The organism is Blastococcus sp. SYSU D00813, from assembly GCF_054050735.1.
On sequence record NZ_JBJGZX010000003.1, the window covers coordinates 97,270 to 113,344 of the forward strand.

A 16,075-nucleotide genomic window follows, 5' to 3' on the forward strand; every position below is an offset into this window, starting at 1 on the left:
GACGCCGCTCGTGGCGCCGCTCCGGGATCAGCGCAGGGCCGCGACCGCCGCGACGACGTCGACCAGGCCGGCGCCCTTGTCGAACGACGTCGTCCGCCCGCCGACCGTGCTGTACGCGGCGCCGTCGGCGTAGCGGTGCGCCGTGGCGACCAGGGCCGCCTCGATCTCGGCCGGGGTCGCGGACGGGTCGGCCTGGAACATCTGGGCGACGACGCCGGCCACGTGCGGCGCGGCCATCGACGTCCCGCTGATGGTGTTGAACGTCCCGACGTCGAGCAGGCCGGGGCCGTTGCGCGGGTCCAGGCCGGTCGCGCAGACGGGCAGGTACAGCCGGCAGGAGGACGTGATGGTGTCACCCGGCGCGGAGAGGTCCGGCCAGGTCGACGGGTCGGCCGCCGCGCCGCGGGAGGAGAACTCGCTGACCACGCCGTCGCGGGTGCCGGTCTCCAGGTCGGAGTAGGAGGCCACGGAGATGATGCCGCCGGTGGGGTCCTGCCCCGGCGGGTTGGTCAGCGAGGCCGAGCCGTCGCCGCCGTCGTTGCCGGCCGCCCAGACGGTGACGACGCCCTCGGCGGCCAGCGCCCGCTGGAGCTTGACCGTGGCCGACTCCGGGTCGAACGCCCCGCCGCCCGAGGGGCCGTAGGAGTTGTTCGTGACCCTGATCGGCGGGCAGACGTCGGCGGGGACGCCGGCGCCGCACGGGGCCTCGTGGTTCTCCAGCACCCAGTTGAGCGCCGAGTCCGCCCCGACGATGAGCAGCGCCGCGCCCGTGGAGATCGACACGACGCTGGCGCCGGGTGCGGCGCCCTGGAGCCGGCTGCCGTCGGACAGCGTGGTCGCACGGCCGGCGACGATGCCGGTGACGTGCGTGCCGTGCCCGCCCACCGAGAGCGTGTCGGTGTCGACGACGCCCGGCACCGGCACGACGCAGTCCGCGGTGGTCACGGTCTCGACCAGGCACACGCTCTTCAGGCTGGCCACCACCGCGCCGGAGCCGTCGGGGTCACGCAGGTACGGGTGCGTGGGGTCGACGCCGGAGTCGATGACGGCGACCGAGACGCCGCGGCCGTCCAGCGGCTGCCCGTCCGCGCCGGTGAGGGTGGCGACCGCCTCGGCGCCGCGGGTGGCGGTGTTCGACGTCTCCTGCGCGAACTCGATGGGGGCGTTGCCCTCCAGGTAGGTCACGCCCGGCTCGGCCCGGACCGCCTCGACCTGGGCGGCCGTCCCGCGGGCGACGACGACGCCGATCCGCTCGAACTCGGTGACCGGGCGCAGGCCGGCGGCCGCGACGGCGTCCCGGGCGGCCGCCGCGTCCGTGCCGTGCACCAGCACCGTCGTCGGCGCCGCGGCGGCCAGCCCGGCGAGCTGGTCGGCGAGGAAGTCCTGGACGGGGGCGAGCGGGGCCGGGGCGGCCTGGGCGGGGGAGGCGGCGAACAGGGCGCCGGCGACGAGTGCCGCCAGGCTCCCTCCTGCCGCCAGCCGTCGGGTGGACCGGGTCATGGGCTCTCCTCGGCGCTGGGGCGAGCGGATCGGGTGCGCCCTGTCCGAACGAGCGGGCGTGCCCCAGGTCACGCCACGCCGTCGACGGCGTCCTCCCGCACGGCGCCTGACCTCCCTCCCCGCCCACCGCGAGGGCGGACGGCACGACCAGGTGACCTGGTCGTGGTGGACCTCAGCGCCAGGGGACGCCGATGCGCCGGCCGGCCAGCTCGTGGACCTCCACGTCGACGTCGAACACGTCCCGGAGCAGCTCCGGGGTCATGAGGTCCCCGGTCGGCCCGGCGGCGAGGACCCGGCCGTCGCGCATGGCCACGATCCGGTCGGAGTAGCAGGAGGCCACGTTGATGTCGTGGACCACCACCACGACGGTGCGCCCGAGCTCGTCGGCCAGCCGGCGCAGCATCCGCATCATCTGCACGGCGTGCCGCATGTCGAGGTTGTTCAGCGGCTCGTCGAGCAGCACGTAGTCGGTGCCCTGGCACATCACCATCGCCACGTGGGCGCGCTGCCGCTGGCCGCCGGAGAGCTGGTCGAGGTGCCGGTCGGCGAGGGGGCCGAGCTCGAAGTACTCGATGGCCTGCTCGACGTGCCGGCGGTCCTCGGCGGTCGGCCGGCCACCGGAGTGCGGGAACCGGCCGAAGGACACCAGCTCGCGCACGGTGAGGCGCACCGGCATGGCGTTCTCCTGGCGGAGGACGGCCAGCCGCCGGGCGAGCACCGGCGACGGCGTCGTCGCCACGTCCATCCCGTCGACGACGACCCGGCCCGCGTCGGCCGGCAGCAGCCGCGCGACGATCGACAGCAGCGTGGACTTGCCGGCGCCGTTGGCGCCGATCAGCGAGGTGATGCCGCCGGCCGGGACGGTGAGCGACACGTCGTCGACGACCCGCGTCCCGCCGTAGGACTTGCTGACGCCGTGGATCTCGATCACTGCCGGGGCTCTCTGATCAGGAGGGCGATGAACACGATCCCGCCCACGAAGTTGATGACGATGCTGAGGCTGGAGTCGAAGCCGAAGACCTGTTCGAGCACCAGCTGCCCGCCGACCAGCGCCAGCACCGCCAGCAGCGCGGCGCCGGGCAGCACCCACGCGTGGCGGTGGGTGCCGAGCAGCTGGCGGGCCAGGTTGGCGACCAGGAGGCCGAGGAAGGTGACCGGCCCGACGAGCGCGGTGGAGACGGCGACCAGGACGGCGACGGCCAGCAGCGCCTGGTTGACGACCCGCCGGTGGTCGACGCCCAGGCCGACCGCGGTGTCGCGGCCCAGCGCCACGACGTCCAGGCGGGGCAGCAGCCGCAGGACCCACGCCACCACGAGCACCACGACGACCGCCGAGAGCGCGAGCAGCTGCCGGTCCACGGAGGTGAAGCTGGCGAACAGCAGGTCCTGCAACGTGAGGAACTCGTTGGGGTCGATCAGCCGGGAGACCAGCAGCGTGAGGCTGGTGAACAGCGTGCCCATCACGACGCCGAGCAGCACCAGCACGTACACGTCGCGCTCGGTGCGGCCGAACAGCACGCGGTAGAGGCCGGCGCCGAACGCCACGAGGACGACGACCTCCACCGCGAAGCGGAGGCGGGGGTCGGCCGTCGTCACGGTCGAGGCGCCCAGGAGGAAGACGCCGAGGGTCTGGACGAGCACGAACAGCCGGTCGAAGCCCATGATCTCCGGCGTCAGGACCCGGTTGTTCGCGACCGTCTGGAACAGCACGGTGGAGACCGCGACGGCCACCCCGACCACGACCATCGCCGCCAGCCGGCGGCTGCGCTGCCGGAGCGCGTACTCCCAGTTGCCGACCAGGTCGTGGGTGAGGAAGACCGCGACGGCCACGGCGGCCAGGACGCCGAGGACCAGCAGCACGCGGCGCCGGCGGACGGCCCGCCGGGCGGCGGGGACGACGGCCGTCACGAGACGCCCCGGCTGCGGGCGCGCAGCAGCAGCCAGATGAACAGCACCCCGCCGACGACCCCGCCGATCATGCCGACCGGCACCTCGTACGGGTAGCGGACGACCCGGCCCAGGACGTCGCAGACGAGCACGAAGGCGGCCCCGGTCAGCGCCGTCACCGGCAGCACCCGGCGCAGGTCGTCCCCCATCGCCAGCGTGACGATGTTGGGCACCACGAGGCCGAGGAACGGGATCGAGCCGACGGTCACGACGACGACCGCGGTCACGACCGAGGCGATCGCCAGCCCGGTCATGACCACGCGCGTGTAGGCCACGCCCAGGTTGACCGCGAAGGTCTCGCCCATGCCGGCCACGGTGAAGCGGTCGGCGTACAGGTAGGCCACCACGGTCGCCGCGAGGACCAGGTAGAGCAGCTCGTAGCGGCCGGCGACGACACCGGAGAAGTCGCCGTTCATCCAGGCGTCCACCGTCTGGAGCAGGTCGAACCGGTAGGCCAGGAAGACCGCCGCCGCGCTGACCACGCCGCCGAGCAGGATGCCGACCAGCGGCACCACGACGACGTCGGTGAGCACCATCCGCTGGAGCAGCCAGACGAACAGGCCCGTGCCCACCAGCGCGAAGACGCTCGCCACCACCATCTTGCCCATCAGCGAGGTGCCGCCGGAGGCGAGGGTCGCCACCACCAGCCCCAGCCCCACCCACTCGGTGGTGCCGGCGGTCTGCGGCGAGACGAACCGGTTGCGGGTCAGCGACATCATCACCAGCCCGGCGACGGCCATCGCCGAGCCCGCGAGCAGGATCGCCAGCAGGCGGGGCACCCGGCTGGTCCAGAAGACGCGGGCCTGCGCCTCGTCGGCGTCGAGCAGGTCCAGCGGGGACAGGTCGCTGACACCGACGAACAGCGAGCCGAGGCCGGCGACGGTCAGCAGCGCCAGGGCGGCGGCGACGTGCCACCGCTGCACACCGCGGCGGCGCCGCACCGGCCCCTCGGGGGCAGGCGCGGCGCCGCGGCGGACGGGGGTGCGGGTCATGCCGGGGACGTCACTCGACGCTGGCCGCGATCTCCTCGAGCATCCGCTCGACCGCGGGCAGCGCGTTGGGCATGAGGTACCAGTCGGTGCCGTCCAGGTAGTACACGGCGTCCTCCTGCCAGGCGGTGGTGCCGGCGACGAGGTCGTTGTCCAGGACCTGCTCGGCGGCCTCGCCGGACTCGCCGATGGCGGCGTCGCGGTCGACGACGTAGAGGATGTCGGGGTCGGTGTCGGCGATGTACTCGAACGACACCGCGTCGCCGTGGGTCTCCTGGCTCAGACCCGTGTCGGCCGCCGCGACGCCGAGCGTGTCGTGGATCAGGCCGCCGAAGCGGGTGCCGGGGCCGTAGGCGCTGACCTCGCCGGCGGTGGTGAGCACGATCAGGCCCTCGCCGGCGTCGGCCGCAGCCTCCCTGACCTCCCCAGCGCGCCGGTCGATGGCGGCCAGCCGCTCGGCGACCGCGTCCTCCTCGCCGAAGACCTCGGCCAGCGCCGTCGTCCGCTCCTCGAAGGAGGCGAGGAAGTCGGTGTTGTCCACGGTGAGGTCGATGGTCGGGGCGATCTCGGCCAGGTCCGCGTAGACCGCCGCCGACCGGCCGCCGACGATGATCAGGTCCGGCTCGAGGGCGTTGACCGCCTCGTAGTCCGGCTCGAACAGGGAGCCGACCTTGGCGTAGCCGTCGCCGCCGTACTGCTCCAGCGAGGCCGGGTACGCCGTCTCCGGCACCCCGGTCACCTCCACCCCCAGGTCGTCGAGCGTCGCGAGGCTGCCCAGGTCGAACACGACGACGGTCTCCGGGTCGACCGGCACGGTCGTCTCGCCCTGCGCGTGGCTGACCGTCACCTCGGACCGGCCCGCGGAACCGTCCCCGCCCGCCGTGTCGGCCGCGGCGTCCTCCCCGCAGGCGCCGAGCCCGAGGACGAGGGCCAGAGGCAGGGACAGGGCAGCCAACGGCCGGGCGGCGGTGCGCATGGTTCTCCAGATCAGTAGGTCAGCCTTGCCTAAGTAAGCGGGGCCTAACCTGCCACAGCCGGATCTGATCCGGAATACCGGGGTCCGGAACGGTGTCGCGCGCGGCTGACCACGCCGGGTCCGGGCACGGGTTGGCGTCGCCCGCCGGTGGGCAGGAGCGCGCCATGCAGACACGCACGCTGGGTCAGCTGACCGTGCCCGCCATGGGGCTGGGCTGCATGGGGATGAGCGAGTTCTACGGGACCGCCGACGAGGCCGAGGCCGAGCGGACGATCTCCCGCGCCCTGGACCTGGGCGTCACCTTCCTCGACACCGCCGACATGTACGGGCCCTTCACGAACGAGCGGCTGGTCGGCCGGGCGATCGCCGGGCGCCGCGACGAGGTGGTGCTGGCGACCAAGTTCGGCAACGAGCGCGGCGAGGACGGGTCGCGGATCGGCATCAACGGCCGTCCCGAGTACGTCCGCCGGGCCTGCGACGCCTCGCTGCAGCGCCTCGGTGTCGACGTGATCGACCTCTACTACCAGCACCGCGTCGACACGACCGTGCCGGTCGAGGACACCTGGGGCGCCCTGCGGGAGCTGGTGGACGCCGGCAAGGTGCGGTTCACCGGCATCTCCGAGGCCGCGCCCGAGACGATCCGCCGGGCGCACTCGGTGCAGCCGGTGACGGCGGTGCAGACGGAGTACTCGCTGTGGACGCGCGACCCGGAGGACGACGGCGTCCTCGCCACCTGCGCGGAGCTCGGCATCGGGTTCGTCGCCTACTCGCCGATCGGCCGCGGCTTCCTCTCCGGGCAGATCCGCAGCGTCGAGGACCTGGCCCCCGACGACTTCCGCCGGCACAACCCCCGCTTCCAGGGCGAGAACTTCACCCGCAACCTCGAGCTCGTCGACCGGGTCCGGGAGATCGCCGAGGAGAAGGGGGTCACCGCCTCGCAGCTGGCGCTGGCGTGGGTCATGGCGCAGGGCGGCCGGGACGGCAACCCGGAGATCGTCCCCATCCCGGGGACCAAGCGGGTCTCCTACCTGGAGGAGAACGCCGCCGCGGCCGACGTCGAGCTGACCGGGGACGACCTGCGCCGGCTCGACGAGGCGGCGCCGCGCGGGGCGACGGCGGGGGAGCGCTACCCGGACATGTCCAGCGTGCACCGCTGACCGGCCCCTGCGGCGGGGGCGCTCACCGCGGGCGGGAGGATGGGGCCGTGCGGAGCGGAGCGGCCGGGTGAGCACCCCGCTCGTCGTCGCCGTCACCGTGGTGGCCGCGCTGCTCGCGTTCGCCGGGCTGGCCTCCACCGCGGCCCGGCGCCGGACCGGCCTGGTGCACCTGGGCCTGGCCGGCGTCCTGGAGGCGCTGCTGGTCGTCCAGGCGGTGCTGGCCGCCGTCCGCCTGCCCGGCGCCGACCTGCCGGAGACGGCGACCTTCCTCGGCTACCTCGCCGGCGCGCTGCTCCTGCCCGTCGCGGGCGTGCTGTTCTCCCGCACCGAGACCAGCCGCTGGGCGGGCACGGTGCTCGCGGTGCCGGCGGCGGCGGTCGCCGTCATGGTCTGGCGGCTGCTGCAGCTGTGGGAGGCCGGCGGTGGCTGAGGCCGTCCGTCCCGACGGCGCACCCGGTCCGGCCGCCGGCCTCGGGCGGGTGCTCGTCGCCGTCTACGGCGTGTTCGCCCTCGCCGCGGGCGCGCGGGCGGCGGTGCAGCTGGCCACCCGGTTCTCCGAGGCGCCGCTGGCCTACCTGCTGTCGGCGCTGGCGGCCCTGGTCTACGTGGTCGCCACCGTCGGCCTGGCCCGCGGCGGCCGGGGCGGACGGCGGACGGCGCTGGTCGCCTGCGCGGTGGAGCTGACCGGCGTGCTGGTGGTGGGCGTCCTGTCGCTGGCCGACCGGGCCGCCTTCCCCGACGAGACCGTCTGGTCGGGCTTCGGCCAGGGCTACGGCTACGTGCCGCTGGTGCTGCCGGTGCTCGGGCTGCTCTACCTGCGGAGCGCGGCCGGGACCGGTCAGGCGGGGGCTCAGAAGTCGCCGCCGCCGAAGTCCCCGCCGAAGTCGCCGCCGCCGAAGTCCCCGCCGCCGTCGTAGCCGCCGCCGAAGTCGCCGCCCCCGCCGTAGTCCCCGCCGTCCGCGGCGTAGTCGCCGCCGGGGTCGCCGCCGGGGTCGCCGCCGGGGTCGCCACCGGGGTCGCCACCGGGGTCGCCACCGTCGGCGCCGGCGCCGTCCTGGTAGCCCTCCGCGTACGCCTCCTCGTCGCCGCCGCCGAACAGGCCCCCGTCGCCGAGCCCGGTGTCGAACAGGGCGTCGGCCACGGCGGTGCCCACGACCAGGCCGCCGATCGTGCCGAGCATGGTCGCGCCGATGCCGGCGCCGATGCCGCCCATGCCGAAACCGCCCCCGCGGCCGTAGCCCCCGCCGTACCCGGGGCCGTACTGGGGGCCGTACTGGGGGCCGTAGCCGGGGCCGTAGCCGGGGCCGTAGCCGCCCGCGCCGGGTCCGAAGGCCCGCTCGAGCGTGCCGGGCTGGCGCAGCTCTGCCCGCGTGGCCGCCCGGGCCAGGCTGCGGGGGTCGTCCGAGCGCGGCCGCTCCCCGGAGGGGACCGCGGCCGCCAGCTGCACCAGCACCTGCTGCCGCTGGTCGGGCGTGAGCTGGGCGAAGGCCTCGGCGTGCGCCTCCTCGATCTGGTCCGGCGGCGCGGTGCGCAGGAGGTACCGGTAGCGCTCCACGGCCTGCTGGTCGGTCAGCGGCTGCCCGCCGGCGCGCGGCGGCGCGGGCTGCCGGTACCCGTCGTCGTATCCGCCCCGGTCGTCGTAGCGGTCGTCGTAGCGGTCGTCGTAGCGGTCGTGGTGGCGCTGGTCGTACCGGTCGTCGTGCCGGCGCGAGCGTCCGAAGAGGCGGTCGAGCAGTCCCATGGCGATGTCCTCCCTGACGGCGCGGACGGCGGGTGCCGGAGCGGCGGGCCGCCGGGGCGGTCCGCCCGGGAGTCGTTCCCGCTGCTCCGCCGCCCACACGTGCGCCGCTCAGACGAGCGGCAACGCCCAGGTCAGCCGGTCGCGCGTGGTCTCCGTCGTGCACGATCCATATGATCGGCCGGTGCCGTCCGCCGAGAACGACCTCCGCCACGCGGAGGCCGTGGCGCAGGCGGGCCCCGGCGCCGCGGGCTCCCAGGCCGGCGTCGTGGCCAGTGCCAGCGCGGCGGTGTCCGAGCACGGCGCCCCCGCGACCACCCTCCCCGGGGTGCTCGCCGACGCACCGGTCGCCGTCCTGCTCATCGACCGCGAACAGGGCACCGTCACCTTCGCCAACACCGTGGCCGTGGAGCTGGCCGGCAACGTGCACCTGCCGGTGCCGGTCGACGCCTGGGGCGCCGCAGCCGGGCTGACCGACCTGGGCGGGGCGCCGCTGGCCTCCACCAGCGGGCCGCTGTCGCTGGTCGCGCAGGGCCAGCCGGTGACCGGCGAGGCCGTCCGCCTCGTCCCCGGCCGGAGCACCGAGCAGGAGCGGGCGCGGTCCGACGACGGCACGAACGACCGGCTGCTCTGGGTGACCGGGTTCCCGCTCTCGCAGCCCGACACCGACGACGCCAAGCTGTCGCTCGTCGTCTTCCTCGAGGTCGAGACCCCGGACCAGGCCGGCGACCCCGAGGCCCAGCTGCAGGCCCTGCGCGAGCGGGCGGTCATCGCCACCGACATCGCCTTCACGATCAGCGACCCGCGCCAGGGGGACGACCCGCTGATCTGGGTCAACCCCTCGTTCACCCGGATCACCGGCTACGAGTACGGCGAGGCGGTGGGGCGCAACTGCCGGTTCCTGCAGGGCCCGTCGACCGACCCCGCCGCCGTGGCGGAGATCCGCGAGGCGCTCGCCGAGCGGCGCACGGTGACCACGACGCTGCTCAACCACCGCAAGGACGGCACGGCGTTCTGGAACCAGCTGTCGATCAGCCCGGTCTTCGACGGCGAGGGCGAGCTGGTGAGCTTCGTCGGCGTGCAGACCGACGTGACCGAGCGGGTGCGCGTCGAGCAGGAGCGGGAGGCGGCCTTCGCCGCCGAGCAGACCGCCCGGCAGGAGGCCGAGCTCGCCCGGGCCACCGCCGAGCAGGCGCGGGCCGACGCCGAGGGGGCGCGCGCCCAGGCCGAGCAGGCGACCAGCCGGCTGGCGCTCATGGCCGAGGCCACCAGCACGCTCATCGCGACGCTCGACATGACCGACCTGCTCGACCGGCTGGCCGGGCTGTGCGTGCCGCTGCTGGCCGACTGGGTCTTCCTCACCCTCGTCGACGAGCACGGCGACGTCGTGCAGACCGCCCACCGGCACCGGGACGGCCGCGAGGAGCAGCTGCGCACCTTCAGCACCGTGCACGCGCTGCACCTGCCCCCCGGCTCCCCGAGCCGGCAGAGCATGGCGAGCAGCCGGCCGGTGCTCGTCGACCGCGACCGGGCACGGATCGAGGCGGCCTTCGCCTCCGACGCCGCGCGGGAGGCGTTCGACGCCCTCGGCGGGCACTCGGTGCTCACCGTGCCGATGGTGGCCCGCCGCCGCACCCGCGGCGCCATGGCGCTGGTCCTCTCGAGCGACGACCGCGCGTTCACCCCGGCCGACGTCGAGCTGGCCGAGGACCTCTCCCGGCGCGCCGCCCTGGCGATGGACAACGTGCGGCTCTACCAGCAGGAGCACGCGGTCGCGGACATCCTCCAGCGGTCGCTGCTGCCCGACCTGCCGGAGATCCCCGGCGTCACCGCCGCCGCGCACTACGTGAGCGCCTCGGCGGCCACCGACGTCGGCGGGGACTTCTACGACCTGCTGCACCTGCCCGACGGGTCGGTGGGCCTGGTCATCGGGGACGTCGTCGGCCACGACATCGCCGCCGCCGCGGCCATGGGCCACCTGCGCGGGCTGATCCGCGCCTGCGTCTGGGACGCCCCCGACCCCGACCCGGGCGTCGTCCTCGGCCGCGTCGACCGGCTGGTGCAGGGCCTCGGCGTCGCGTCCATGGCCACGCTGGCCTACGTGCGCGCCGTCCCGCCCGCGACGCCGGGGCAGCCCTGGCGGGTGCACGTCGCCGACGCCGGCCACCCGCCGCTGCTGCTGCGCGGGCCCGACGGCGCGGTGCGGGTGCTCGACGAGGTCCGCGGGCTGGTGGTCGGGGTGGACGACGGCGCGCACCGGCCCACGACCGTCCTCGACGTCCCCTCGGGCTCGACCCTGCTGGCCTACACCGACGGGCTGATCGAGCGCCCGGGCGTCGACCTGGACCTGGGCATCAGCGAGCTGGTCCAGCGGATCGCCGGCACCGAGGTCGACGCCGACCCCCGGGCGCTGTGCGACGCCGCGGTCGCCGGCACCCTCGACGGGCGGGACGACGTCGCCCTGCTCGCCCTCCGCCTGGGCTGAGCCGGCCGGGGGCTCGCCCCTCACCGGCCCGTCGTCCACTCCAGGGCCGGGCGCCGCCCGGCCGCTCCGGAGGGGACGGCCCCGTCAGGCGATGCCGGCGTCGTCGGCGCGCGAGCCGTCGCCCAGCAGGCCGTAGCCGCCGCGGTGGAACAGCAGCGGGCGGCGGCGGGGGTCGGCGCCGAGGTCGAGCACCCGTCCGGCGACGAGCGTGTGGTCACCCCCGTCGTACTCGGCCCACAGGGCGCAGTCGATCCACGCCACGACGCCGTCCAGGACGGGCTGGCCCAGCCGGCTGGGCCGCCAGCCGACGCCGGCGAAGCGGTCGGCCGAGGAGCCGGCGAAGGTGGCCGACAGCCCGGGCTGGTCCTCGGCGAGGACGTTGACGCAGAACCGGCCCAGCTCGCGCAGCCGCGGCCAGGTGCGCGAGGAGCGCGCCGGGGCGATGACCACCAGCGGCGGGTCCAGCGACAGCGAGCTGAAGGACTGGCAGGTGAAGCCGGCCGGCCCCTCCGCACCCGCCGCGGTCACGACCGTGACCCCCGAGGCGAAGTGCCCCATGACGTCGCGCATGACGCGGGGGTCGACCCCCGCGCCCGGCCCGTCGGGGGAGGGGAGGGGGCGACTCACGCCCTCCAGTCCACCACGGGGTCCCTCACGACCCGGCGGCCGCCTGCTCGGCGACCCGGGGCACCGAACGCCCGCCGGCCCGGTACAGCGAGCTCGGGAGGTCGTGGCCGACGGCCCGCTCGGTGACCCGGGCCGCGGCCAGGACGGCATCGAGGTCGAGGCCGGTGTGCACGCCGGACTCCTCGAGCATGTACACCAGCTCCTCGGTGGCGATGTTGCCGCTGGCGCCCGGGGCGAAGGGGCAGCCGCCCAGCCCGCCCACCGAGGCGTCCAGCTGCGTGACGCCGGCCTGGATGGCGGTCAGCGCGTTGGCCTGCCCGGTGCCGCGGGTGTCGTGGAAGTGCACGCCGACCGGCGTCCCGGGGCAGACCCGGCGGACGGCCTCGAGCAGCTGGACCACCCGCAGCGGGGTGGTGCTGCCGATGGTGTCGCCCAGGCACAGCCGGTCGGCGCCGGCGGTCACGGCGGCACGGGCGACGTCGACGGTCCGGGCGACGGGGGTGCGGCCGTCGAAGGGGCAGTCCCAGGCGGTGGCGATGACCACCTCGAGGGTCCCGCCGGCGCCGTGCGCCAGGCCGGCGATCTCGCCGACCGCCGCGACCGCCTCCGCGGTGGGGCGTCCGGCGTTGGCCCGGCTGTGCCCGTCGGAGGCGGAGACGACGTACTCGAGGTCGGGGACGCCGGCGTCGACCGCCCGCACCGCTCCGCGGGCGTTGGCGACCAGCGCGGAGAAGGCCACGCCGCTCCACCGGCCGAGCTCGGCCGCCACCTGGTCGGCGTCGGCCAGGGCCGGGACGGCGCGGGGGGAGACGAAGGAGGTCGCCTCGATCCGGCGCACCCCGGTGGCCACGAGCGCCTCCAGCATGGCGAGCTTGTCGGCCAGGGGGAGCGGGGCCTCCAGCTGCAGCCCGTCGCGCATGCCCACCTCGCGGATGTCCACGGCGGTGGGCAGCACGAGGTCGAAGGGGTCGCGGTCCAGCACGTGGGTCTCCTCTGCTCGACGTCCGGCACCCATCCTCCCCCCGGGTGTATCGGATGCCGAGATCACGTTCCACGTGGAACGGGCGCGGGCACTACTAGAGGCGGAGTTGGGCCAGGACTGTCACGGGGGACGTCCAGGATGACCGGTGAGGGGGTGGGACCCGTGGCGGAGCGGAGCGGTGGCGCGGCCATGACCGAGGAGCGGCCGGTGGCCGCCTGGGACCCGTTCGGCTCCGCGCCGCTGGGGATGGCGGTCTGCCGGGTCGACAGCGTCCTGCTGGAGGTGAACCCGGCGCTCGAGCGGCTGCTCGGCCGGTCGGCCGGCGAGCTGCGGGGCACCTCGCTCTACGACCTCACCGACCCCGACGAGCTGCCCGGCATCCGGGACGCCTGCACCGCGGTGCACGCCACCCCCGGGCGGGTCTCCCGGGTCGAGGGCGGGCTGCTGCGCGGCGACGGCAGCCGCGTCCCGGTGCAGGTGACCGTCACGCGGGTCGCGGAGCAGCCGGGGACGCCGACGCACCTGGTGCTGGTCGTGGAGGACATCACCGACCGCAAGGCGCTCGAGGCCCAGCTGGTGCACCGGTCGCTGCACGACCCGCTCACGGGGCTGCCCAACCGCATCCTGTTCGGCGACCGCCTGCGGCACGCCCTCGAGCGCGGTCACCGCGAGCGGACGCCCACCTGCGTGCTCATCGTCGACCTCGACGGCTTCAAGGCGGTCAACGACCGCTACGGCCACCCCATGGGGGACGCCGTCCTCGTGGCGTTCGCCGAGCGGCTGACCTCGGTGCTGCGGGCCAGCGACACCGCGGCCCGGCTGGGCGGCGACGAGTTCAGCATCGTCTGCGAGAACACCGAGCCGCCGGAGGCGGAGGTGCTGGCCGAGCGGCTGCGCACCACGGTCACCGAGCCCCTGGACATCGACGGGACGCAGATCTCGCTGGGCATGAGCATCGGGATCGGCATCGCCGAGCCCGGCGCCGACCCGGACGAGGCGTGCGAGCGCGTGGTCCGCAGCGCCGACGACGCGATGTACGCCGACAAGAACCGCGCGCGCTGACGGGTCAGGCCGGCGGGGCGCTCCCCGTCCAGCCCGTCGTCGCGGGCAGCCGGGCGAACACCGCGGTGAGCACGGGCAGGACGCCTGCCAGCAGCACGAAGAAGGCGACGCCGACGGCGTCGTCGCCGTCGAGGGTCGTCGCGGCCACGACCAGGGCCAGCAGGAGCACCCCGACGGCGGCCAGCGAGGAGGCGAACAGCGGCACCGGGGAGCGGCGGGCCAGCAGCTGCACCGAGCCGTAGACCTGGCCGGCGGCGCAGGGCAGGCCCAGCGCGAGCACGCCCATGGTGGCGTCGCCCTCGCCGGTCAGCAGCGCGATGAGGAAGCCGAGCGAGGCGAGGGCGGTCAGGCCGGCGGTGACGAAGCCGAGCACCGCGGCGGCCGTCGTGACGCCGGGCCGCCCCGGGCCGTGCGGCCACGGGAGCGGCGCTCCCCAGGCCGGCGGCGGGCCGTACCCGTACGGCTGGCCGTACTGCTGCCCGTACGCCGGGACCGGCTGCCCGCCGTACCCGTGGCCGTACCCGGCGTCCTGGCCCGGGACCGTGCCGTACCCGGCGTCCCAGCCCGGCGCCGTGCCGTACCCGGGCGCCGGCCCGTACCCGGGCGGAGGGCCGTACCCGGGGGCGCCGTCGTACCCGGGGGTGCCGTCGTACCCGGGGGTGCCGCCGTACCCGGGGACGCCGCCGTACCCGGGGGCGCCGCCGTAGGCGGACCCCCACTGCTCCGAGGGACGGTGCTCGCTCATCACCGTCGAGTCTGCGGCACATGGGCGCTCCGCGTCCCCGCGCCGTGCCGGGTCGGCTTCCCGTTCACCACGACGGGGGACCCGACCCCGACCTCGCCGCCGGCGATCATGGGCGTGTTGCCGCTCCCGGCGGTGTGTCCGTGCGTGTCTGCGACAAGGCGCCCATGATCGCGACGGGGAGGAGGAGCGGCGAGGAGGGCCCGGACCGCCGCGGCTCAGCCGCCGAGGGCGGCGGTTACGACCTCGCGGGCCTCCTGCTGCACCTGCGCCAGGTGGTCGGGGCCGCGGAAGGACTCCGCGTACACCTTGTAGACGTCCTCGGTGCCCGACGGGCGGGCGGCGAACCAGGCGTTCTCCGTGGTCACCTTCAGCCCGCCGATCGGGGCGTCGTTGCCCGGCGCGCGGGTCAGCTTCGCCGTGATCGGCTCGCCGGCCAGCTCGGTCGCGGTCACGGCGTCGGGCGACAGCTTCCCCAGCGCCGCCTTCTGCTCCCGGGTCGCCGGGGCGTCCACCCGCGCGTAGGCGGACTCCCCGTGGCGCGCGGTCAGCTCGCCGTGCAGCTGGGACGGCGAGCGGCCGGTCACCGCCTGGATCTCCGACGCCAGCAGCGCGAGCAGGATCCCGTCCTTGTCCGTCGTCCACACCCCGCCGTCCCGGCGCAGGAAGGACGCGCCGGCCGACTCCTCCCCGCCGAAGCCGACCGACCCGTCGAGCAGCCCGGGCACGAACCACTTGAAGCCGACCGGCACCTCGACCAGCCGGCGGCCGAGCCCGGCCACCACCCGGTCGATGAGCGACGACGACACCAGCGTCTTGCCGACGGCGACGTCGGCGCCCCAGCCCTCGCGGTGCGCGAACAGGTACGAGATGGCCACGGCGAGGAAGTGGTTGGGGTTCAGCAGACCGCCGTCCGGGGTCACGATGCCGTGCCGGTCGGCGTCGGCGTCGTTCCCCGTGGCGATCGCGTAGTCGGCGCGCTTGCCGATGAGCGAGGCCATGGCCGACGGCGACGAGCAGTCCATGCGGATCTTCCCGTCCCAGTCCAGCGTCATGAACCGCCACGTGGGGTCGACCAGCGGGTTGACCACGGTGAGGTCGAGCCGGTGCCGCTCGGCGATCGCCGCCCAGTAGTCGACCGACGCGCCGCCGAGCGGGTCGGCGCCGATGCGGACGCCGGCGTCGCGGACGGCGTCCAGGTCCAGCACCTGCGGCAGGTCGTCGACGTAGGTGCCGACGAAGTCGTAGGACTGCGCCGCGGCCCGGGCCCGGGCGAACGGGATGCGGCGCACGCCGTCGAGCCCGGCGCGCAGCAGCTCGTTGGCCCGGTCGGCGATGGCCTTCGTGACGTCGGTGTCGGCCGGCCCGCCGTGCGGCGGGTTGTACTTGAACCCGCCGTCGCGGGGCGGGTTGTGCGACGGGGTGACGACGATGCCGTCGGCCCTGCCCGTGTCGCTGCCCGTCGTGCGCCCGCGGTTGGCCCGCAGGATCGCGTGGCTGACCGCGGGGGTGGGCGTGTACCGGTCGGCGGCGTCGACGAGGACGGCCACGTCGTTGGCCGCGAGCACCTCCAGCGCGCTGGCCCAGGCCGGCTCGCTCAGCGCGTGGGTGTCGCGGCCGAGGAACAGCGGCCCCTGGACCCCCTGGGCGGCGCGGTACTCGCAGATCGCCTGCGTGGTCGCCAGGATGTGCGCCTCGTTGAAGGCCGCGTCGAACGCCGAGCCGCGGTGCCCCGACGTCCCGAACGCCACCTGCTGCGCCGGCTCGGCCGGGTCGGGCTCGAGCGTGTAGTAGGCGGTGACCAGCGAGGCGACGTCGACCAGGTCGCTGGGCTGGGCGGGCTGACCGGCACGGACGTCGCTCATGCGCC

General features: G+C 75.5%; 15 protein-coding genes. 5 read left to right on the forward strand and 10 right to left on the reverse strand.

The genetic code is table 11. From position 1 onward, the window contains the following. Positions 1-27: 27 nt before the first annotated feature. The 5 genes from ACI8AX_RS03055 to ACI8AX_RS03075 form a co-directional block, all read right to left on the reverse strand. The gene (locus ACI8AX_RS03055; protein WP_456548322.1) at positions 28-1,500 is read right to left on the reverse strand and encodes a S8 family serine peptidase; all 1,473 of its coding nucleotides are present in this window, start codon (positions 1,498-1,500) and stop codon (positions 28-30) included. Between the two features lie 172 nt (positions 1,501-1,672). Then, positions 1,673-2,431, reverse strand: a complete 759-nt coding sequence (locus ACI8AX_RS03060; RefSeq protein ID WP_456548323.1) for an iron ABC transporter ATP-binding protein — start codon at positions 2,429-2,431, stop codon at positions 1,673-1,675. Further along, positions 2,428-3,408, reverse strand: a complete 981-nt coding sequence (locus tag ACI8AX_RS03065; protein WP_456548324.1) for an iron chelate uptake ABC transporter family permease subunit — start codon at positions 3,406-3,408, stop codon at positions 2,428-2,430. Before ACI8AX_RS03065 ends, ACI8AX_RS03060 begins: the two co-directional genes overlap by 4 nt. Continuing rightward, positions 3,405-4,439 carry an ABC transporter permease gene (locus ACI8AX_RS03070; RefSeq protein ID WP_456548325.1) on the reverse strand — a complete coding sequence of 345 codons (1,035 nt, stop codon included), beginning with the start codon at positions 4,437-4,439 and terminating at the stop codon, positions 3,405-3,407. Before ACI8AX_RS03070 ends, ACI8AX_RS03065 begins: the two co-directional genes overlap by 4 nt. Before the next feature lie 10 nt (positions 4,440-4,449). Then, positions 4,450-5,412 carry a siderophore ABC transporter substrate-binding protein gene (locus tag ACI8AX_RS03075; RefSeq protein ID WP_456548326.1) on the reverse strand — a complete coding sequence of 321 codons (963 nt, stop codon included), beginning with the start codon at positions 5,410-5,412 and terminating at the stop codon, positions 4,450-4,452. Between the two features lie 164 nt (positions 5,413-5,576). Here ACI8AX_RS03075 and ACI8AX_RS03080 point away from each other — a divergent pair, with 164 nt between their 5' ends. The 3 genes from ACI8AX_RS03080 to ACI8AX_RS03090 all read left to right on the forward strand — a co-directional run bounded on the left by ACI8AX_RS03080 (position 5,577) and on the right by ACI8AX_RS03090 (position 7,486). Beyond that, the gene (locus ACI8AX_RS03080) at positions 5,577-6,569 is read left to right on the forward strand and encodes an aldo/keto reductase (RefSeq protein WP_456548327.1); all 993 of its coding nucleotides are present in this window, start codon (positions 5,577-5,579) and stop codon (positions 6,567-6,569) included. Between the two features lie 67 nt (positions 6,570-6,636). Continuing rightward, positions 6,637-6,999 (forward strand): hypothetical protein, encoded by a 363-nt coding sequence (locus ACI8AX_RS03085; RefSeq protein ID WP_456548328.1) that lies wholly within the window; start codon positions 6,637-6,639, stop codon positions 6,997-6,999. Beyond that, a complete protein-coding gene (locus tag ACI8AX_RS03090) occupies positions 6,992-7,486 on the forward strand; it encodes a hypothetical protein (protein WP_456548329.1) in 495 nt (164 codons plus the stop codon). Before ACI8AX_RS03085 ends, ACI8AX_RS03090 begins: the two co-directional genes overlap by 8 nt. Here ACI8AX_RS03090 and ACI8AX_RS03095 read toward each other — a convergent pair. Then, positions 7,420-8,310, reverse strand: a complete 891-nt coding sequence (locus ACI8AX_RS03095) for a hypothetical protein (protein WP_456548330.1) — start codon at positions 8,308-8,310, stop codon at positions 7,420-7,422. The genes ACI8AX_RS03090 and ACI8AX_RS03095 overlap by 67 nt on opposite strands. A 181-nt stretch (positions 8,311-8,491) precedes the next feature. On the opposite strand from ACI8AX_RS03095, the gene ACI8AX_RS03100 reads away from it, so the two are divergent. After that, positions 8,492-10,792, forward strand: coding sequence for a SpoIIE family protein phosphatase (locus ACI8AX_RS03100; RefSeq protein WP_456548331.1), 2,301 nt, complete (start codon positions 8,492-8,494; stop codon positions 10,790-10,792). A gap of 84 nt (positions 10,793-10,876) precedes the next feature. Here the strand turns inward: ACI8AX_RS03100 and ACI8AX_RS03105 are convergent, their stop codons facing one another. Continuing rightward, the gene (locus ACI8AX_RS03105) at positions 10,877-11,419 is read right to left on the reverse strand and encodes a flavin reductase family protein (protein ID WP_456548332.1); all 543 of its coding nucleotides are present in this window, start codon (positions 11,417-11,419) and stop codon (positions 10,877-10,879) included. A 25-nt stretch (positions 11,420-11,444) separates the two neighbouring features. Then, positions 11,445-12,401: a hydroxymethylglutaryl-CoA lyase gene (locus ACI8AX_RS03110; protein ID WP_456548333.1), complete on the reverse strand. Its 957-nt coding sequence runs from the start codon at positions 12,399-12,401 to the stop codon at positions 11,445-11,447. A 162-nt stretch (positions 12,402-12,563) separates the two neighbouring features. Between ACI8AX_RS03110 and ACI8AX_RS03115 the strand changes: the two genes are divergently transcribed. Beyond that, positions 12,564-13,463 carry a diguanylate cyclase domain-containing protein gene (locus tag ACI8AX_RS03115; RefSeq protein WP_456548334.1) on the forward strand — a complete coding sequence of 300 codons (900 nt, stop codon included), beginning with the start codon at positions 12,564-12,566 and terminating at the stop codon, positions 13,461-13,463. Between the two features lie 4 nt (positions 13,464-13,467). On the opposite strand, the gene ACI8AX_RS03120 is transcribed toward ACI8AX_RS03115, so the two are convergent. Beyond that, positions 13,468-14,208 carry a hypothetical protein gene (locus tag ACI8AX_RS03120; protein WP_456548335.1) on the reverse strand — a complete coding sequence of 247 codons (741 nt, stop codon included), beginning with the start codon at positions 14,206-14,208 and terminating at the stop codon, positions 13,468-13,470. A 215-nt stretch (positions 14,209-14,423) separates the two neighbouring features. Continuing rightward, the gene (gene pgm / locus ACI8AX_RS03125) at positions 14,424-16,070 is read right to left on the reverse strand and encodes a phosphoglucomutase (alpha-D-glucose-1,6-bisphosphate-dependent) (RefSeq protein ID WP_456548336.1); all 1,647 of its coding nucleotides are present in this window, start codon (positions 16,068-16,070) and stop codon (positions 14,424-14,426) included. Positions 16,071-16,075 lie beyond the last annotated feature (5 nt).

What these genes read in the sequence shown, in the direction of transcription:
- ACI8AX_RS03080 (WP_456548327.1), top strand. Translation starts at nt 5,577, where the DNA reads ATGCAGACACGCACGCTGGGTCAGCTGACCGTGCCCGCCATGGGGCTG.
- ACI8AX_RS03070 (WP_456548325.1), bottom strand. Translation starts at nt 4,439, where the DNA reads ATGACCCGCACCCCCGTCCGCCGCGGCGCCGCGCCTGCCCCCGAGGGG.
- ACI8AX_RS03095 (WP_456548330.1), bottom strand. Translation starts at nt 8,310, where the DNA reads ATGGGACTGCTCGACCGCCTCTTCGGACGCTCGCGCCGGCACGACGAC.
- pgm (WP_456548336.1), bottom strand. Translation starts at nt 16,070, where the DNA reads ATGAGCGACGTCCGTGCCGGTCAGCCCGCCCAGCCCAGCGACCTGGTC.
- ACI8AX_RS03075 (WP_456548326.1), bottom strand. Translation starts at nt 5,412, where the DNA reads ATGCGCACCGCCGCCCGGCCGTTGGCTGCCCTGTCCCTGCCTCTGGCC.
- ACI8AX_RS03120 (WP_456548335.1), bottom strand. Translation starts at nt 14,208, where the DNA reads ATGAGCGAGCACCGTCCCTCGGAGCAGTGGGGGTCCGCCTACGGCGGC.
- ACI8AX_RS03055 (WP_456548322.1), bottom strand. Translation starts at nt 1,500, where the DNA reads ATGACCCGGTCCACCCGACGGCTGGCGGCAGGAGGGAGCCTGGCGGCA.